At 72.9% G+C, this 18,532-nt stretch carries 14 protein-coding genes, 1 tRNA gene, 1 pseudogene and 1 riboswitch; of the genes and pseudogenes, 5 read left to right on the top strand and 11 right to left on the bottom strand.

Going from position 1 to position 18,532, the window contains the following annotated elements; all coding sequences use genetic code 11:
- Positions 1 to 12 precede the first annotated feature (12 nt).
- Entirely contained in the window at positions 13 to 414 is a 402-nt protein-coding gene (locus PT931_RS11255) for a hypothetical protein (RefSeq protein ID WP_456245678.1), read from the top strand.
- A gap of 4 nt (positions 415 to 418) precedes the next feature.
- On the opposite strand, the gene PT931_RS11250 is transcribed toward PT931_RS11255, so the two are convergent.
- From PT931_RS11250 to cobG, 3 genes are read right to left on the bottom strand one after another with little or no spacing between them, the layout of a single operon-like run.
- Positions 419 to 2,026 (bottom strand): precorrin-2 C(20)-methyltransferase, encoded by a 1,608-nt coding sequence (locus PT931_RS11250; RefSeq protein ID WP_456245677.1) that lies wholly within the window; start codon positions 2,024 to 2,026, stop codon positions 419 to 421.
- On the bottom strand, positions 2,023 to 2,655 hold the full coding sequence (locus PT931_RS11245; RefSeq protein ID WP_456245676.1) for a precorrin-8X methylmutase: 633 nt from the start codon (positions 2,653 to 2,655) through the stop codon (positions 2,023 to 2,025). Before PT931_RS11245 ends, PT931_RS11250 begins: the two co-directional genes overlap by 4 nt.
- Positions 2,652 to 3,881, bottom strand: a complete 1,230-nt coding sequence (gene cobG / locus PT931_RS11240; RefSeq protein WP_456245675.1) for a precorrin-3B synthase — start codon at positions 3,879 to 3,881, stop codon at positions 2,652 to 2,654. Before cobG ends, PT931_RS11245 begins: the two co-directional genes overlap by 4 nt.
- A gap of 81 nt (positions 3,882 to 3,962) precedes the next feature.
- A riboswitch (cobalamin riboswitch) is annotated at positions 3,963 to 4,055 on the top strand.
- A 50-nt stretch (positions 4,056 to 4,105) separates the two neighbouring features.
- Between cobG and cobN the strand changes: the two genes are divergently transcribed.
- Both cobN and PT931_RS11230 read left to right on the top strand, forming a co-directional pair.
- The gene (gene cobN / locus PT931_RS11235) at positions 4,106 to 7,708 is read left to right on the top strand and encodes a cobaltochelatase subunit CobN (protein ID WP_456245674.1); all 3,603 of its coding nucleotides are present in this window, start codon (positions 4,106 to 4,108) and stop codon (positions 7,706 to 7,708) included.
- A gap of 76 nt (positions 7,709 to 7,784) precedes the next feature.
- Positions 7,785 to 8,861, top strand: coding sequence for a right-handed parallel beta-helix repeat-containing protein (locus PT931_RS11230; RefSeq protein WP_456245673.1), 1,077 nt, complete (start codon positions 7,785 to 7,787; stop codon positions 8,859 to 8,861).
- Between the two features lie 49 nt (positions 8,862 to 8,910).
- Here the strand turns inward: PT931_RS11230 and PT931_RS11225 are convergent, their stop codons facing one another.
- The 6 genes from PT931_RS11225 to PT931_RS11200 all read right to left on the bottom strand — a co-directional run bounded on the left by PT931_RS11225 (position 8,911) and on the right by PT931_RS11200 (position 14,238).
- Positions 8,911 to 10,575 (bottom strand): M16 family metallopeptidase, encoded by a 1,665-nt coding sequence (locus PT931_RS11225; RefSeq protein ID WP_456245672.1) that lies wholly within the window; start codon positions 10,573 to 10,575, stop codon positions 8,911 to 8,913.
- A gap of 4 nt (positions 10,576 to 10,579) precedes the next feature.
- Positions 10,580 to 11,524 carry a hypothetical protein gene (locus tag PT931_RS11220; RefSeq protein ID WP_456245671.1) on the bottom strand — a complete coding sequence of 315 codons (945 nt, stop codon included), beginning with the start codon at positions 11,522 to 11,524 and terminating at the stop codon, positions 10,580 to 10,582.
- Positions 11,525 to 11,675: 151 nt separating this feature from the next.
- Positions 11,676 to 11,819 (bottom strand) — tRNA-OTHER (locus tag PT931_RS11215).
- A gap of 118 nt (positions 11,820 to 11,937) precedes the next feature.
- The gene (locus PT931_RS11210) at positions 11,938 to 12,669 is read right to left on the bottom strand and encodes a DUF7873 family protein (protein WP_363726267.1); all 732 of its coding nucleotides are present in this window, start codon (positions 12,667 to 12,669) and stop codon (positions 11,938 to 11,940) included.
- A gap of 11 nt (positions 12,670 to 12,680) precedes the next feature.
- The gene (locus PT931_RS11205; protein WP_456245670.1) at positions 12,681 to 13,568 is read right to left on the bottom strand and encodes a phosphotransferase enzyme family protein; all 888 of its coding nucleotides are present in this window, start codon (positions 13,566 to 13,568) and stop codon (positions 12,681 to 12,683) included.
- A 178-nt stretch (positions 13,569 to 13,746) separates the two neighbouring features.
- Positions 13,747 to 14,238: an ACT domain-containing protein gene (locus PT931_RS11200; protein WP_456245669.1), complete on the bottom strand. Its 492-nt coding sequence runs from the start codon at positions 14,236 to 14,238 to the stop codon at positions 13,747 to 13,749.
- 90 nt (positions 14,239 to 14,328) lie between these two features.
- Here PT931_RS11200 and PT931_RS11195 point away from each other — a divergent pair, with 90 nt between their 5' ends.
- Positions 14,329 to 15,060: an SDR family oxidoreductase gene (locus PT931_RS11195; protein ID WP_456245668.1), complete on the top strand. Its 732-nt coding sequence runs from the start codon at positions 14,329 to 14,331 to the stop codon at positions 15,058 to 15,060.
- Positions 15,060 to 15,461, top strand: coding sequence for a hypothetical protein (locus PT931_RS11190; RefSeq protein ID WP_456245667.1), 402 nt, complete (start codon positions 15,060 to 15,062; stop codon positions 15,459 to 15,461). The genes PT931_RS11195 and PT931_RS11190 overlap by 1 nt, the downstream gene beginning before the upstream one ends.
- 421 nt (positions 15,462 to 15,882) lie before the next feature.
- On the opposite strand, the pseudogene PT931_RS11185 reads toward PT931_RS11190, so the two are convergent.
- A pseudogene (locus PT931_RS11185) lies at positions 15,883 to 17,286 on the bottom strand (DEAD/DEAH box helicase); the annotation flags it as partial.
- A gap of 343 nt (positions 17,287 to 17,629) precedes the next feature.
- Entirely contained in the window at positions 17,630 to 18,298 is a 669-nt protein-coding gene (locus PT931_RS11180) for a hypothetical protein (RefSeq protein WP_456245666.1), read from the bottom strand.
- Positions 18,299 to 18,532: the final 234 nt, after the last annotated feature.

The following is an 18,532-nucleotide window of genomic DNA, read 5'->3' as shown; positions in this document are numbered from 1 at the left end:
AAGGAGACACCTGTGAGCTTCCTCAGTTTCTACACGGACGGGGACGGCTTCCCGAGGTACCGGGCGAGTGACGACAGGTACGTCCCGCTGGGCGTGTGGTTCGTGATGGAGCTGCGCAACTCGCCGTACCAGGCGCTGGACCTGCTGGGCATCGTCGACGAGGTGGTCAGCGGGCGCTCGGCGGCCGAGGACTGGGACGGCGAGGCGTTCCAGGTGCGCGTCGCCCCGTCGGGGGTGTCGGTGCGCAACACGGTCCTGGACGGCCAGGCGGGCACGTTCCCGCTGGACGAGGTGCGCCGGGCCGCCGAGGACTACTGGCGTTACCTGTCGACCCGTCCGGAGGTCGCCGCGGACCTCGCGGACTGGGAGAGGACGTGGGGCCGGGCGCACCCGTACCGGGGCAGGCTGTTCTAGGGGTTCAGCCCGGGTAGTGCCGGGGCGTGAAGACGACCCCGTCCCGGGCCCGGGTCTGCGAGGAGCCGATGATCAGCAGGCAGCGCATGTCGATCGTCGCCGGGTCCAGGTCCGCCAGCCGGACCACCCGGACGGACTCCTGCGCCCCGCCCACGTCCCGGCCGATCACGACCGGGGTGTCCGGGGACCGGTGCTCCAGGAGCAGGTCGCGGGCCCGTTCGACCTGCCAGGTGCGGGTCTTCGACGCCGGGTTGTAGATCGCGAGCACCAGGTCGGCCCGCGCGGCGGCCTCCAGGCGGCCCTCGATGACCTCCCACGGCTTCAGGTAGTCCGACAGGGACAGCACGCAGAAGTCGTGCCCCAGGGGCGCCCCGGCCCGGCTGGCGACGGCCTGGGCGGCGGTCAACCCCGGCAGGACCCTGACGGGTACGTCCCGCCAGCGCTCCCCGGTCGCCACCTCCAGCACGGCGCTCGCCATCGCGAACACGCCAGGGTCGCCGGAGGACACCACGGCCACCCGGCGGCCGGACAGCGCCAGGTCCAGGGCGAACTCGGCGCGCTCGGCCTCGACCCGGTTGTCCGAGGCGTGCCGGCGCTGCCGGGGGTTGACGGGCACCTTGGCGACGTACGGCGCGTACCCGACCAGGTCGTCGGCCTCGGCGAGCGCGGCGGACGCCTCGGGGGTGAGCCAGTCGCGCCCGGCGGGCCCGAGCCCGACGACGACGACCTCGCCCCGCTGCCGGGGGACGGTCCGAGCCGACCCGTCGACCACCGCCGTCGCCGCGTCCGTCGGGAGGCCCACGGTGCGCGCGGCGTTCGTGCCGGCCCCCGCGACCACCGACGGCGCACCCGTCCGTGGCCGGGCCGCGTCCGCCACCCGGCACTCCGCCTCCGAGGTGGCCGGCGACGGCAGCAGCGCCAACGAGAAGTACGGCACCGTCGTCGGGTCCACGTCCGCGAGCGGCGCGATCCGCTGCTGCCCCGTGCTGGCCCGCTCCACGTACCAGGCGTCGCCCAGCTTGCCGGCCCGCTCGAACGCGTCGCGCACCTTGCCGAACGTCCGGCCGAGCTTCATGACAGCCGCCGCGTCGGTGCCCGCGAGCTGCGCGGCCAGGGTGTCGGCGTCCAGCGTCCCGGGCAGGATCGTGAGCACCTCGTCGCGCTCGACGAGCGGCCGGCCCAGCGCGGCGGACGCCCCGCTGACGGAGGTCACCCCGGGCACGACCTCGGCGACGTAGCGGCCCGCGAGCCGCTTGTGCATGTGCATGTAGGAGCCGTAGAACAGCGGGTCGCCCTCGGCCAGGACGACCACGTCGCGGCCGGCGTCGAGGTGCGCGGCGAGCCGGTCGGCCGCACCGGCGTAGAACTCGTCCATCGCGCCCTGGTAGCCGCCGGGGTGGTCGGTGGTCTCCGTGGTCAGCGGGTACACCAGCAGCTCTTCGATCTGGCCCTCGCGCAGGTAGGGGGCCGCCACCGAGCGGGCGATGCTCCGGCCGTGCCGGGCGGCGTGGTAGGCGATGACGTCCGCGGCCCCGATCAGCCGGGCGGCCTTCACGGTCACCAGTTCGGGGTCGCCGGGGCCGAGCCCCACGCCGTACAGCCTGCCGGTCATGCCTGGATCTCCCTCTCGTGCGCGATGGCGTTGATCGCCGCCGCCGTGATCGCGCTGCCGCCCCGCCGGCCCCGCACGATCAGGAACTCGATTCCCGGGTACGCCGCGAGAGCCTCCTTGGACTCCGCCGCCCCGATGAACCCGACCGGGATGCCCAGGATCGCGGCCGGCTTCGGCGCGCCCCGGTCCAGCAGGTCGAGCAGGTGGAACAGGGCCGTGGGCGCGTTGCCGATCGCGACGACGGAGCCCGCGAGCCGGTCGGCCCACAGCTCGACGGCGGCGGCGCTGCGGGTGGTGCCCAGGTCGGCGGCCAGCCCGGGGACCCGGGGGTCGGACAGCAGGCACAGCACGTCGTTGTCGGCGGGCAGCCGCTTGCGGGTCACCCCGGAGGCGACCATCGTCGCGTCGCACAGGATCGGCGCGCCGGCCTCCAGCGCGGCCCGGCCGGCGGCGACGACCCCGGGGGAGTACGCGATGTCGGCGGCCAGGTCGACCATCCCGCACGCGTGGATCATGCGGACGGCCGTGGTGGCCACGTCCTCGGGGAAGCCGTCGAGGGCCGCCTCGGCGCGAATCGTCGCGAACGACTGGCGGTAGATCTCCGCACCGTCGCGCTCGTACTCCGTCACGCCGTCCTCCGCGCCTTCTCGATCACATCCCCCGGGTCCACGGTGGACCAGGTGTGCGCACCGGCCGTCACCCGGTACCCGTCGTCGGTGGCCAGCACCTCGACGTGCGCGCCGCCGGGCATCCCGCACCGCCGCCCGCAGCCGACCCAGTGCACGGGCAGGCCGCCCAGGGTGGCTCCGACCAGCGTCGACGCCGCGTCCGCCCGCACGTCGGCGAGGGACTTCGCGCAGCCCGGCAGGCCGGTGCACGCCGTCACGCCGAGCCACGGGGAGGCCGGGTCGACGATCAGGCCGTGGGAGCTTAGCGTGGCCAGGACGCCGGGTGCCTCGGCCCCGGGAACGTCCGGGACGATCACGCCCCGCCACGGGGTGATCACCAGGGTGCCCCGGGAGGCGGCGGCCAGGGCGTCGGACTGGGCCCGGGTGAGCCGGCCGAGCGGGGCGGCGACGGCCACCGAGGCCAGCCCCTCCGCCTGCGGGACCACGCCGATCGGATGGTCGGTGAGCAGCGGGAACGGCTCGCCGCCCGGTTCGCTCCACCGCAGTGCCGGATGGCGCAGCCGCGCGAGTACCCGTCGTGGTCCGTCCTTCAGGTCTGTCAGCCGCCAGGCCGTCGAGCCCTGGGCCGCCCGCTCGTCGAGGAACGCCGTCGCGACCGCGAGCAGGCCGTCCACGGCGGCGTCGGGCGTCGTGCACAGGCTGTGGTCGACGCCGGCGAGGGGCAGCAGCACCTGGTCGGCGGTGACAGGGATCACGCCCACGTCGCCGCGCAGTCCGACGATGTCGCCCCGGCCGTCGTCGAGCGTGAACAAGAACCTTCCAGACAATTCCGACAGGTACGGGGTGCCGCACAGCCGCCGGTCCAGCTCCGCGACGAGCGGCCGGACATCGACCAGCCCCCGGCCGTCCCGCCCGGACAGCGGCGACGCCAGGATGTTGCGGACCCGCTCGTGGCTCGTCGAGGGCAGCAGCCCGACCTCGGTCAGGCGGGCACCCAGCTCGGCCTCCGCTCCGGCTGGTAACCCCCTGACCTGCACGTTGCCCCGGGAGGTCAGCTCCAGGAGGTTGTTGCCCAGGTCGGTGGCGGCGCTCGCGAGGGCGGTCCACTGGCCGGTGTCGAGGTGCCCGCCCGGCACCCGGACCCGGGCCAGACCGCCGTCGGCCGCCCGGTGCACCTGGATCGCGCCCGGGCACAGGTCGGGCCGGGGCCGGAGGGGCTCGTTCATGCCGGCGATCCTACGGCGGGTGACTTGACGCGACCTCGCATGAGTCGGGAGAGTGGGCACGCCATATGGGGCGACGTGTGGAGGAAGCCGGTGCGAGTCCGGCGCGGTCCCGCCACTGTCACCCGGGTGGGTGGTGCCGACGCGCCGCCCAGGGGTCCCGGGAAGCCAGGAACTCCTGTCGCCGAACGACTACCCGGGGCGCGGACCCCGAGGGGGAGCGCCCGATGATCCTGCTGTTGTCGACCTCGGACACGGACCTGCTGAGCGCTCGTGCGAGCGCCGCCGCGTACCGGCTGGCCAACCCGTCTCGGACGTCCGTGGAGGACCTGCCCGCCCTGCTGGACGGTGTCGCGCTGGTCGTGGTGCGGATCCTCGGCGGGAAGCGGTACTTCGACGAGGGGCTCGACGCGGTGCTCGCCAGCGGGCTGCCGGTCGTGGTGCTCGGCGGGGAGCAGGCGCCCGACGCGGAGCTGATGAAGTGGTCGACGGTGCCGGTGGGGGTCGCGACCGAGGCGCACGCGTACCTGGCGCACGGCGGGGGCGCCAACCTCGGCGCGTTGTACAACTTCCTGTCCGACACGGTGCTGCTCACCGGGTTCGGGTTCGAGCTGCCGGTGGCCACTCCCGCGTGGGGGATTCTCGACCGGGTCGGTGCCGATCTGAGCGGTGCCGAGCAGGCCGGTGCTGGGCGGGACGCCCGGCCGACCGTCGCGGTGCTCTACTACCGGGCGCACCACGTCGCCGGGAACACCGCCTTCGTGCACACGTTGTGTGACGCGATCGAGAACGCGGGCGGCACCGCCCTGCCGGTGTACTGCGCCTCGCTGCGCGCCGCCGAGCCCGCGCTGCTGGAGACCCTGAAGCGGGCCGACGCCCTGGTCGTGACCGTGCTCGCGGCCGGTGGCACCAAGCCGGCCACGGCGGGCGCGGGCGAGGACGACGGAGCCTGGGACGTGAGCGAGCTCGCCGCCCTCGACGTGCCGATCCTGCAGGGCCTGTGCCTGACCAGTTCGCGCGCCGACTGGGAGGCCAACGACGACGGCCTGTCCCCGCTGGACGCCGCCACCCAGGTCGCGGTGCCCGAGTTCGACGGCCGGATCATCACGGTGCCGTTCTCCTTCAAGGAGGTCGACCCCGACGGGCTGACCGTGTACGTCGCCGACCCCGAGCGGGCGGCCCGGGTCGCGGGCACCGCCGTGCGGCACGCGGCGCTGCGGCACATCCCGAACGCGGACAAGAAGATCGCGATCATGCTGTCGGCGTACCCGACGAAGCACTCCCGGATCGGCAACGCGGTCGGCCTGGACACCCCGGCCAGTGTCGTGCGGCTCCTCAAGGCCCTGGGCGAGCGCGGCTACCGGATCGGCGAGGACCTGCCCGGCGTGGCCAACCTGGACGGCGACGCGCTGATCCACGCGCTGATCGCGGCCGGTGGCCAGGACCCGGACTGGCTGACGGCCGAGCAGCTGGCGGGCAACCCGGTGCGCATCCCCGGCGTACAGTATGAGCGGTTTTTCGCGAAGCTCCCCGATGACCTCCGCGAGGGCGTCGAGGGCGCGTGGGGCCCCGCCCCGGGCACGCTCTACGTGGACAACGGCGACATCGTGCTCGCCGCCCTGCGCTCCGAGAACGTCGTCGTCATCGTGCAGCCCCCGCGCGGCTTCGGCGAGAACCCGGTCGCGATCTACCACGACCCGGACCTGCCGCCGAGCCACCACTACCTGGCCGCGTACCGCTGGCTGGCCGACTCCTTCGGCGCCGACGCGGTCGTGCACGTCGGCAAGCACGGCAACCTCGAGTGGCTGCCCGGCAAGACGGTCGGCATGTCCGCCTCCTGCGGACCGGACGCGGCCCTGGGCGACCTGCCGCTGATCTACCCGTTCCTGGTCAACGACCCGGGCGAGGGCACCCAGGCCAAGCGCCGCGCGCACGCCACCCTGGTCGACCACCTGGTCCCGCCGATGGCCCGCGCCGAGTCCTACGGCGACATCTCCCGCCTGGAGCAGCTCCTCGACGAGCACTCCAACATCGCGACCCTGGACCCGGCGAAACTGCCGGCGATCCGGGCCCAGATCTGGACCCTGATCCAGGCGGCCAAGCTCGACCACGACCTGGGCATGGAGGACCGGCCGCACGACGCCGAGTTCGACGAGTTCATCCTGCACGTCGACGGCTGGCTGTGCGAGATCAAGGACGTCCAGATCCGCGACGGCCTGCACATCCTCGGCGAGGCCCCGGCCGGCGAGGCCAGGGTCAACCTGGTGCTCGCGATGCTGCGGGCCAAGCAGATGTGGGGCGGGCAGGTCGCGGCGCTGCCGGGCCTGCGCGAGGCCCTCGGGCTGACCGAGGACGGCTCCGCCGGGCGCCTGGAGGTCGACGACGTCGAGGAGACGGCGAAGGCCCTGGTCGCGGCCATGGAGGCCCGGGGCTGGTCCGTGGAAGCCGCCGAGGAGGTCTGCGCGGAGATCCTCGGCGTCACCGACGACCTGGTGGCCAGCGTGCTCCGGTTCGCCGCCGAGGAGGTCGTGCCCCGGCTCGACCGGACGACCGACGAGATGGCGATGGTCCTGCACGCCCTCGACGGCGGCTACGTGCCCGCCGGGCCGAGCGGGTCGCCGCTCCGCGGCCTGATCAACGTGCTGCCGACCGGCCGCAACTTCTACTCCGTCGACCCGAAGGCCGTCCCGAGCCGGCTGGCCTGGGAGACCGGGCAGGCGATGGCCGAGTCCCTGCTGGCCCGGTACCGGGCCGACCACGGCGAGTGGCCGTCCTCGGTGGGCCTGTCCGTGTGGGGCACGAGCGCCATGCGCACCTCCGGCGACGACATCGCCGAGATCCTCGCCCTGCTGGGCGTCCGGCCCACCTGGGACGAGGCGTCGCGGCGGGTCAACGGCCTCGAACCGGTCGACCTCGCCGAGCTGGGCCGGCCCCGGATCGACGTGACCGTCCGGATCTCCGGCTTCTTCCGGGACGCGTTCCCGCACGTCGTGGCCATGCTCGACGACGCGGTGCAGCTCGTCGCCGGCCTGGACGAGGCCCCGGAGGACAACTACGTCCGGGCGCACGTGCGGGCCGACCTGGGCACGCACGGCGACCACCGGCGCGCCACCACCCGGATCTTCGGCTCCAAGCCCGGCGCGTACGGCGCGGGCCTCCTCCAGCTGATCGACAGCCGGAACTGGCGCGACGACGCCGACCTCGCCGAGGTGTACGCCGTCTGGGGCGGCTACGCCTACGGCCGCGACCTCGACGGCGTACCGGCGCGCGGCGACATGGAGACCTCGTACCGGCGGATCGCGGTGGCCGCCAAGAACATCGACACCCGCGAACACGACATCGCGGACTCCGACGACTACTTCCAGTACCACGGCGGCATGATCGCCGCGGTGCGCGCGCTGACCGGTAAGGCCCCCGCCGCGTACATCGGCGACAGCACCCGGCCCGACGCGGTGCGCACCCGCACCCTGTCGGAGGAGACCGCGCGGATCTTCCGGGCCCGGGTGGTCAACCCGCGCTGGCTGGCCGCGATGCGCCGGCACGGCTACAAGGGCGCGTTCGAGCTGGCCGCGACCGTGGACTACCTCTTCGGGTACGACGCGACGGCCGGCGTGGTCGCCGACTGGATGTACGAGAAGCTCGCCGCGACCTACGCGCTGGACGAGGAGAACCAGAAGTTCTTCGCCGAGTCCAACCCGTGGGCCCTGCACGGAATCACCGAAAGGCTGCTGGAGGCCGCGAACCGGAAGATGTGGGAGCACCCGGACCCCGCGACCCTGGCGGCCCTCCAGGAGCTGTACCTGCGCACGGAGGGTGACCTGGAAGAGTAGTGGTCTCTTGCGGTTCTGTCGTAGGCTCGGCCGCGGAGACGCGTCCACATCGGGGTCACCTGAGGAGCCACGCACCATGGAAGACCAGCCCATCGACCCGGAAACCCCGGAGATCCCGCACCATGCGCGGAAGAACCGGCTCGTTCGGATCGGCCTGATCGCCCTGGCCGTCGTCACCGCGGTCGGCGTCATGGCCGGGGTGGTGGTGTACGCGACCGGCACCGAGAAGCCGGTCAGCTTCCCGATCACCGAGGGCTCGACGACCCCGGGTCCCGACACCGAGGACCCGGGGGACACCGGCGCGATGGCCACCGCCTCGCCCTCGCCGTCCGCCAAGGCCTCGCCCAGCGGCCCGGCCGTCAAGCCCGACGGCCTGGGCTACTGGCCGTCCGAGGCCAACACCGGCGTGCCCAAGGGCACCAAGCTCCGGGCGTCCGGCGACATCACGGTCACCAAGTCCGGCACCGTGATCGAGGGCGTCGAGGTCGTCGGCTGCATCGTGATCAAGACCAGCAACGTGACCATCCGCAAGTCCCGGATCAAGGCCAAGGGCTGCGGGGTGAAGACGGACCTCGAGGGCACGTACAAGAACATCCTCATCGAGGACGTGGAGATCGACGGCCAGGGCGACCTGAAGGTCATCATCCTGGGCTGGACCGGCTTCACCTGCCGCCGCTGCTACCTGCACAACGCGTTCAGCGGCGCGCACCCCCGCTCCAACACGGTGATCGAGGACTCCTACATCAACACCGTGATCGAGGGCGGCTCCTCCGAGGGCCGGCACCTGTCCGGGATCGGCTTCCACGGCGGCTCGGGCATGGTGCTGCGGCACAACCGGGTCGAGTGCTCGGTGAGCGGCTGCTCGGCGGCCCTGTCGCTGTACGGCAACTTCGAACAGGTCGCCAACGTCACCGTCGAGGACAACTACTTCAGCGGCGGCGGGTACTGCGTCTACGCCGGCAGCCTGAAGAGCAAACCCTTCCCGCTCGCCCTGAACACCAAGTTCTTCCGCAACGCGTTCGCCCGGACCGGCACGGGGGAGTTCCCCAAGTGCGGGCGGTTCGGGCCCGTGGTCTCCTACGAGCACGGCAACGGCAACGAGTGGAAAGACAACTACTGGTTCGACGCGAAGAAGACGCCGATCGTGCTGTAGGTCGCCCGTGCCCTACCGGGCCGGCCGGGCACGGCGCGTGCCGGGGGCGTCAGCCGGTCCGGTAGAGCAGGAAACACCGGTGGATCATGCCGAGAGTGAGTCCGCCCATCACGACGAGAAAGCTCCAGTTCTCGAACGTGGAGCCGTCCTGCATGAGGGTTCCGGCCGCCACCAGGGTCAAGAGTCCGCAGAACCCGCTTCCCAACACGAGCGCGAGGAAGAACAGCGCCTCGGCTGTCGACATCGCCCTCAAGGGCTTCGGCCGCCGTCTCGGGGCCCGGGGGATGTTCTGGGCTGTCCGGGCAGGCATCCGGACCACCACGCCCGGGGGCACAGCGGCATCGACCGCGTCGACCGCGCCGCGCGGGACCCTGAACAGGGTGGGTTCGATCGCGACCCCGACGCCGTCGTGCCCTAACAGGCGGCGCGCGCCGTCGGGATAGGTCAGGAGGGCGGCGCACTCGTCGTACCGCACGGTCGCGGTGGCACCCTGGTCGACCACGCTCACGCCCTCCGGCCCGAGGACGAGTCGCGCCTTGGAGGCTCCCCGTGACCGGTGGGCGACGCCGGTGACGGCGGCCGTCGAATGCCGAGGTGCCTCGGTGAAGCCGGCTGTGTCGGCACCGCGTCCCCCTGGCACCATGATCAGCCCGGAACCCATGGCCTGCTCGGCGACGGCGTGCACATCGGCGACGGTGACCGCCCGCAGTTCCGCGCGGAGTTCCTCCGTGGTGTGGTTCGACTGACCCGTGATCAGGTTCCACGCGTGGGCGGGGAGTCGCACCGAATCAGGATGTTGGAACAACTCCTCGGCCCTGGTCCGGGTCACGGCCAGGTCCTCGTCTTCGATCCGGCCCACCTTGAGTTTCCACAGCACGTCGAGGAAACCGCCGAGCATGGCGTCCTGCTGCGCCGGCAACGCGTCAGCCACGGCGGTGACGACCGAGAGACCGTCGCCGCGCGGGTCGCAGGAGGCGCTGGCCGTGTACGAGTAGCCGCCCTCCTGCCGCAGACTGCGGTACAGCTCGCGTTCGAGCACCCCGGCGTACACGGACGCCGCCGTAGAGCGGGGCACGACCGCGTCGAAAACGACCAGGTTGTCCGGACCCGCGAAGTAGGCGGGGGTGTGTGGCAGGACCTCGGACGCGGCGGGCGGCGGGCGGCGGGTGCCGTCGCGGAGCCGGAGCTTCAGGCCCGGGGGCACGGCGTCCCCGGCGATCCACAGCACGGCGTTCTCCCGGGTGAACCACGTGTCCGCCCATTCGCGCACGTCGTCCGGCCCGAGCGCGTGCAGTCCCAGCTCCTGGTAGCTGCCCAGGCCGAAGTCGCGGGCCCCGTACCGCCACAGACCCATCGACTCGTTCGCGGCACTGGTGCGCCCCGCTGCCTCGGTGCGCAGGATCGCCTTCTCCGTCTCCAGGCGTTCCACCGGCAGGTCGGTGAGCGACTCGCACACGCCGGTCAGGTAGGCCACGATGTCGGATTCGGAGCCGTGCATGTGGAAGTGGGTGACGACCGTGCTGGTCGTGCCGTTGAAGTGGTAATCCGTCTGGCCGTGCCGGTGCAGGGCGAGATGTTCCACCAGGTGGGTGACACCTGACCGGGCGAGCGTCTCGTCGGCCGTGCCGACCCGGAAGAGCAGGCCGGCCCGCATCGGGCCGGACGTCGGGGCGAGCAGGGTCGGCACCCCGTCCACTTCGGTCTCGTGGATCATCGGATCAGCCCTTCCGCAGCGCGGTGGAACGGAACTTCCTGAACGAGTGGAGGCCGTAGGGCGCGTACATCCATGGCTGCTCCGTGGCCTCCGCGCCGATCGCGCGGAAGTGGCGCGCGGCCGAGGAGTGGTCCCCGCAGAGACTCATCGTCATCGCGAACATGTTGAGCGCGTAGGCGGCCCGGTACCCGGCTCGTCGGAAGGCTGGGTGGTCGACGGACCGGCCGGCGGCCTCGACGAGCTCGGCGTGCACGGCGGGCCGTTGGAAGTACTGGTGGAGCCGGTTCTCCCGAGGGGCGTTCACCCAACGTTCGACATGCATCGCCGCCACCAGGGCACCGCTGGGGGCGCCCTCGGGGGCCGCGAGCGTGCGTTCCCACGCGAAGGCGTGCGCGTCCTCCCAGGAACCACCCCATTTGGGGCACAGTTGTTGCAGGAGCTGGGTGGAGGTGCCCAGGCTGTGCTGCGCGTACCGCGCACTCCTGTCGAACCTGCGGCGGGCCTCGGACTGGCCCAGTTCCAGGCCCCGGGCGGTGTGCAACCGGAGGGTCCAGGCGCTGACGTTCTCCGGTTCCCGGGCGGTCACCTCGACCAGGAGCGGTTCGGCCTGCCGGAGGTACCCGTGAAAGGCCCGGAACTGCGCCACGCTGACCTGACTCGACGAGTACGCGGACCGGGCCGTCCAGCCCAGCTCGTTGAGGTGGGCGGCGAGCAGCGTCATCGGCAGGGTCGCACCCGGGTGCCCGGCCACCACCTCGCGGAGGAAGGTCTCGGCCCCGGGGACCGCGCCGGCGAACCTGACCGCGAAGCTGTGGTCGTCCGGATCTGTCAGGCCCGCGAGGAATCCCGACACGGCGGCCCAGTCCCCACGTTGTACGGCCGCACGGAGCGCCGCGAGTTCGGGTCGGGTCGCCGCGGGGTCCGTACTCACGGAGGGAAGGTCGGTCACCGGCAAGATCATAGGGGTAGTTGGTGAAGCCCGGGGGTGTATCCAACCCCCGGGCCTCGCGTTGCCGCCCAATTGCTCACACCAGCACGTTTAAGGTCACAGATCACGTTGAAGCAGTCGCGTCATGCCGTTAGACCACGCCCGCAGGAAGAGCGGGCAACGAGAGTTGAACTCGTATCTCGACTGCGGTCAGTCCGTGACCGGTTGATCTGGTGTTCGGCGGCGAATACTGAAGCTGGAGCGAGAGTCTGAAGTTGAGGGGCGGCTGCCTCTGCCGTGTTTGGGCTACCCCCGCGCGAGTGCGGGAGGGAGGACTCGAACCTCCACCTGTACCTTGCCCCGTCAGTCTGAACGTCTCAGTTTCAGTTTGCGCTTCCGCGCACCCCCGGCTCCCCGGAGGTGTCTTGATTCGGCTACCGGAACAGGTAGCCGAAAACCTTGTCGCCCGTGGCGCGGTCGGTCACCTCGGTGTTGTTGGCCTCCTCGCGGGCGAACTTGACCGCCTGCTGGAGCTTCTCGACCCGCTCGAGGAGTTCGGCGACCCGCTTGGCGGGCAGGGCGCCGGAGAACTTGACCGTGGTCCAGTACCCGATGGCGATGTCCTCGTAGTAGACCTCGACCTGCGCCGGGTGCTTCTCGGTGGCCTCGGCCTTCACGTGGTTGCGGGGCACCTTCTTCGTCCGGATGGTGCGGACCGGCTCGGTGGACCAGCAGTCGGCCGAGTCGTTGAACACCCAGGACTCGGCGGCGTCGAGCACCGGCAGCTTCTTGACGAAGGTGTGCAGGTCGGTCAGCTGCTTCTCGAGGAACAGCAGGTAGGTCACCGGCACGTCGGAGAGCAGCACCCGCTCGTCGACGACGACGTCGGCGCGGGCCACGCAGTTCGTGGCGTCCTTCGAGGCGGTCACGTCGAACAGCTTGGTGAGCCCGACGCCGACCTGGCGGAGCACGTCCTCGGCCCGGGTCTGGACCTTCGTGGACTCCGGCGGCAGCTGCTCGCCCTCCTCATCCTTCGGCTGGTAGCTGCGGGAGATGCCGGACAGCAGGGCCGGCTTCTGCACCGCGTGGTGCGCCTCGGTGAGTTCGTGGAAGGACTTGCTCTTGACGCCCTTCTCGACGGCGATGATCTGGTTCAGCTTTGCCATGGTCGCAGAGCCTAGGCGACCGCGAACTCCCGCCGCAAAGCGATTTCGTCCAACCGTTCGACCACCTCGTCCAGGGTGGACAAACCGGTGCGCCAGCGGCCGGCCCGCCAGACCAGGCTGCCCATGGCCCGCAGGTCGGCCAGCAGCGGGACCGCCGCGAGCTCGGCGTCGGTGAGGTCGACCCGGGACCGGTAGCCGCGCAGGAAAGCCGCCTCGCCGGCCGGGTCCGTGCTCTGCACCAGGCCGGCGACCAGGTCGTTGACCCGCAGGTCCAGGCCCGCGATCTCGAAGTCCAGCACGGCCGTGACCCGGCCCCCGTCGAGCAGCGCGTTGCCGGGCGCGAAGTCCAGATGGCAGATCGACACCGGAAGATCAACGAGCATTTTCCGGTACGCCGCGTCAGTCTCCCGCGCGCATCGGTCCATCCTGTCCAGCCCGGGGTGCGGCCCGCAGGCGGCCCGCAGGTCCCCGAGGAGCGCGTCGAGTTCGGGCACGGCCGGGTGCACCTCGTCCAGGGACACCCGCCAGTCGGTCGGGGCCAGCCCGGGGTCCAGCGTGCCCAGGGCGACGTCCAGCTCCCCGAGCGCGGCCCCGAGCGCCTCCCCGTCCGCGCCGCGCCTCCCGGCCGTCCCCGGCAGGTACTCGAACAGCGCCGCAGGCCCGTCCGCCGTCTCCCGGACCGGCCCGACCGGGGTGGGCACCCGGAAGGACAGCCCCGCCGAGCCCAGCGCCGCGAGCAGCCGGTGTTCGGCGAGCACCCGGTCGAGGCCGAGATTGCGGTAGACCCGCAGCACGTACGTGTCGTCCAGGGTCCACACGGAGTTGTTGGTGCCCTGCCCGGGGCGCCGGACCGACCGGGCGCGCACGCCCCAGCCCCGCGCGAGCCCCACCGGATCCATCCCGCCAGGCTAGGCGGCCGCCCCCGGCCCCGCACCCCGATTCCGCCCCGGTCCATCTACCCCGAGCCCGGGCATTCCCGACGCGAGCTGCCAGCACCCCCGATGCCGACCCCGCCCCCGGCGCATCCATTCCGTTCGGCCCCGCCCAGACGCGGGCCGCAAGCGGCCCGCCAAGCCCCTACCCGGCCGGTGACTCCCGAACCCCCGGCGCCTCGAACAACCCCGCCAACGCCGGCTCCACGTGCGTCCCCATCCCGCCGCGCGCCGTCACCATCCCGACCAGCGCCGGCCCGGTCACCGCCCCCGGCGCCACGACCAGGAACTCGTCGATCACCTTGTCCCCCAACGGATGCACCTGGATGGTCAGGATGTTGACGTCCAACTCGGCCAGTCCCGTGCACAGCGCGGCGAGCCGCCCCGGGGAGTCGGCGACCGTGGTCCGGATCCGCCACAGGGTGTCCCCGGTCGCGGCCGGGGTCCGGGGCGCGCGGACGTGCCGGTGCGCCCACCAGCGGTGCGCGCCGGAGCACCCGACGAGCGCGGCGGCCAGGCCGACCAGGATCCACGGGCCGCCCTGGCCGTGTCCGAGGGCCCCGGCGAACAACTCGGCCACGGCGACGGCCGTGAACAGGGCAGCGAGCTCGATCAGGTCCTTCGACAGAGTCTTCATACGCCACAGCCTGGTCACCATCCGTTACGGCTGTGCTGTTCCGCTGTGACGTTCGTGTAGCCGATTCCTACTTCCCGGTACGGTCGGGACATGACGGAACTTGTGACTGTGGTGACCGGTGGCAGCCGGGGGATCGGGGCGGCCACCGTCCGCCGGCTCGCGGCCGAGGGACACGCCGTGGTGATCGGCTACCACTCCGACGAGGGGGCGGCGTCCGCGCTGGTGGCGGAGGTCCGGGCCGCCGGCGGCCGGTGCGTCGCGGTCGCGGGGGACACCGTGGACGAGGCCGACGTGGCCCGGCTGTTCGGGGCCGCCGCGGAGTTCGGGCCGGTCACCGGGCTGGTCAACAACGCGGGCGTCACCGGCCCGCTCGGCCCGCTCGCCGACCAGACCACGGAGAACCTGCGCCGGGTCGTGGACGTCAACGTCGTCGGCTACCTGCTGTGCTGCCGGTACGCGGCCCGGACCATGGCGGCCGGCGGCGCGATCGTGAACGTGTCCTCGGCGGCGGCGACCCTGGGCAGCCCGGGGGAGTACGTGCACTACGCCGCCACCAAGGCCGCCGTCGACGCGATGACCGTCGGGCTCGCCAAGGAACTGGGCCCCGCCGGCCTCCGGGTCAACGCCGTGGCCCCCGGCACGATCTACACGGACATGCACGCGACGATGGGCGACCCGGGCCGGCCCGACCGGATCGGCGCGACCACCCCGCTGGGCAGGTCCGGCCAGCCGGAGGAGATCGCGGCGGCCATCGCGTGGCTGCTGGGCCCGGACGCGTCGTACGCCACGGGCACGGTCCTCCGCGTCGCAGGCGGCCGCTGATGTGCGTCTCCGCCGGGCCGGCCGAGTTCACGGGCACCATCCTGTACGCCGGCCGGCGCCACCACCCCGAGCACGGCCCGATCGAGGTGCTCGGCTACCAGAACACGGCCGTGAACCTGGCGGGCGGCCCGAACGCGATGCTCCCGCACGTCCCCGGCAGGGTGACCCGCGAACAGTTCCTGCACGTCGGCTGCCCCGTGGACTACCCGGCGGACCTGCGGCACAAGCTGCGGGAGTTCCTACCGGGGACGGTGATCGGCCGGGAGTTCGGGGCGGACGACCTGGCCAACGGCGACTTCACCATCGGGTACGACGACCTGTTGCGCGGCGATCTCGACCGGATCGAACGGGTCCAGCCCGACGGCACGCGCTTCCCGACCGGGGTCCCGCACCCGGCCTGACCGGGCGGCGAGCCGGCGTGCCGCTTCTCCGGCCGACCCCGCACGGGCACCCCGGACGACCGGCGGGAACCGGGTCGGGGCGCACCGTACCCATCCGAGGGTCCCGGGTGTGAAAGAGCCCCCGACAGGTCGGTGACCTCGCCGGGGGCTCAGTGGAACATCAGCTGCCGCTGCGGCGACCGCCCGTGCGGGACTGCGTCGAGAACGCCACGATCCCGCCGTTGCGGGCCGGGGACGCCCCCGTGGAACCGCCCCGACGCGGCGACGGCACACTGCCGCCCGCCCCGCCCGAGGCCCGGCCCCGACCGGAACCGGCGGCGCGCCCGGCGCCCTCGGCCCGACCCGCGCCGTCACCGCGACCGGAACCCGCCGCGCGACCCGCGCCGGAGGCCTGGCCGGAACCGCCCTGGCCGGAGCCACCGCGCCCGCGCCCGCCGCCGGTGGCCGCCCGACCGGAACCTTCGCCCCGACCGGAAGCCGCACCGGACCGACCGTCACCGCGCCCGGAACCCGCGGCCGGCCGGCCGGAGCCGCCGGAGCGACCCCCGCGACCGGAACCGCCGCCGCCACCGCGCACCGCGGCCTCGGCCGTGGCCGCCGCCGCGATCGTGGCCTGGGACGGCGCGACGAACACCCGCTCGCCCGGGGCCAGCTCCTGCAGCAACGGGTGCCCGGGACTCAGCTTGGTGGTGGTCGGCGAGATGCCGGCCTTGCGGGTCAGGTCACGGACGTCGCTGACCTGCTCGTTCGTCATCAGGGTGATCACGGTGCCGGAGTTGCCGGCCCGGGCGGTGCGCCCGGAGCGGTGCAGGTACGCCTTGTGCTCGACCGGCGGGTCCGCGTGGATCACCAGGGTCACGTCGTCCACGTGGATGCCACGCGCCGCGATGTCCGTGGCCACCAGGGTCTTCGCCGAACCGTCCGAGAACGCCGCGAGGCTGCGGGTCCGGGCGTTCTGGCCCAGGTTGCCGTGCAGCTCCACGGCCGGCACGCCCGCCGCGTTGAGCTGGCGGGTCAGCGTTTTCGCCCCGCGCTTCGTCCGGGTGAACACCATCGTGCGGCCCGGGGCGGCGGTCAGGTCCGCGAGGATCGGCAGCCGCTCCTCCTTGCGGATGTGCAGCACGTGGTGCGCCATGTCGACGACCGGCGACTGCGCCGAGTCGACACTGTGCGTGATCGGGTTGCTGAGGAACCGCTTGACGAGGACGTCGATCCCGCCGTCGAGGGTCGCGGAGAACAGCAGCCGCTGACCCACCCGGGGGGTGTGGTCCATCAGCCGGCGGACGACCGGCAGGAAGCCCAGCTCGGCCATGTGGTCGGCCTCGTCCAGCACGGTGATCTCGACCGCGTCGAGGTACACGTTGCCGGTCTGCAGGTGGTCGGCGAGCCGGCCCGGGCAGGCGACGAGGATGTCCACCCCGGCCTTGAGGGCCTTGATCTGCGGGCCCGCGCCGACGCCGCCGAAGACGGTGAGGGTCCGCAGGCCCATCGCCTTCGCCAGCGGGGCCAGCGTGGCCTCGATCTGGGTGGCGAGCTCGCGGGTCGGGGCCAGGATCATCGCGCGCGGGCGGCCGGCGCGGCGCGGGGTGCCACTGGCGGCCAGGCGGGCCATCAGGGGCAGCGCGAACGCGTACGTCTTCCCGGAGCCGGTCCGGCCCCGGCCGAGCACGTCGCGCCCGGCGAGGGAGTCGGGCAGCGTCGCGACCTGGATGGGGAACGGCGACAGGATGCCGTTGTCCTCGAGCACCTTGACCAGCGGCGCGGGCACGCCGAGCTCGCTGAAGGTGGCGTCGGTAGAGGTGGTGATGGGGCGGCTAGCCGCCATGAGAACTCCGAACGTCGAAGGGTCGTCCTGCCCGGCGCAGACCTCGTAGGTCGCGGCGCGTGGTGGGCGACATGAGAATCGGTCCGCGGCAGAACCGGGCGGACCACGATCCAGTCTACGCTATGCGCCCAGGTCAGAGGGATGGGTTCCTGGTCACGGTGGACGTGTCGGGGAAGATGGGTGTTCGGTAGGCGTTGGGGCGAATGACCCGGGGAGGCCGGTTCCGGCCGTGGGCTGCGGCTCCGGTGGCCGGTGACCGGCCGGCCCGGCTGACGCGGGCAGGGGTGCGACCGGTTGGCCTGCCCGCCCGGCGGACGCGGGCTACCGGCCAGGTCCGCGGGGCCTACCGCCCGAGCAGGTCCGCCACCTGGGCCAGCGGCGCCGCCATCCCCGGCACCCGGGCCAGGTCGATCCGCCCCTGCTCCCACATCAGCAGCTCCCGCCCCCGCAGGCTCCACACCGGCACCGCCCCGGCGAGGTGCGCGTGGATGAGGGCCGGCCCCACGAGCCGGAGCGCGGACCCCGGATCCTCCGCCACCACCTGGAACAACGCGTCGAACTGCTTGTGCCCGGTGGCCGCGCCCCGGTCCCCGAACAACTGCCGCCCCAGCTGCGAGACGACCCCGCGCCGCTGCACGGACACCGCCGGGAACTCCTGGTCCAGCATCAGGGTCACCACGACGTACCGGTGCGTGGTCGTCGAGGTGTTGTCCCCGCTGCCGGTGGTCTCCGTGTACGAGTACTCCCCGACGGCGGTCGGCCGCGCCCCGAACCGGCCGAACAGCGCCAGCGACACCCCGCGCCGGTTGCGCCCCGGCAGCCTCGGGGTCCAGTCCGTGGCCGGGGCCAGCGCGAACGTCCACCCGTTGCCGACGGCCCACTGCCGCAGGCTCTCCCGCCGGGCCCGCTCGGCCTTCGCCGACGCCTGCGCCAGGAACACGACCGCCACGATGACCCCGACGAGGACGAGCACGCCGACACCGCAGCACGCCAGGACCACTATCGGCTTCATGACGCCACGGTAGTGCGGCCCCGCCACCGTCGCCTCAGTCCCGGGCGGTCGCGCGGGGTTCACCGTCCCCGCATCCGGGCGCGGCCCTGCCGATCACGCGCCGTGTCGGTGCCGCGTGCGATCCTGGGCGGATGGACAAGCCCTGGCAGCACCTGCCCCCTCGGGCCCGCGCGATCGCCACCACCACGACCGAGGCGGTCGAGGCCGCCCGGGTACGCAGGTCGTGGCTGACGG

It is taken from the genome of Longispora urticae, from assembly GCF_053902585.1.
The sequence above is the reverse complement of the archived record's forward strand: the minus strand, read 5'-3'. Positions and strand labels throughout refer to the sequence as shown.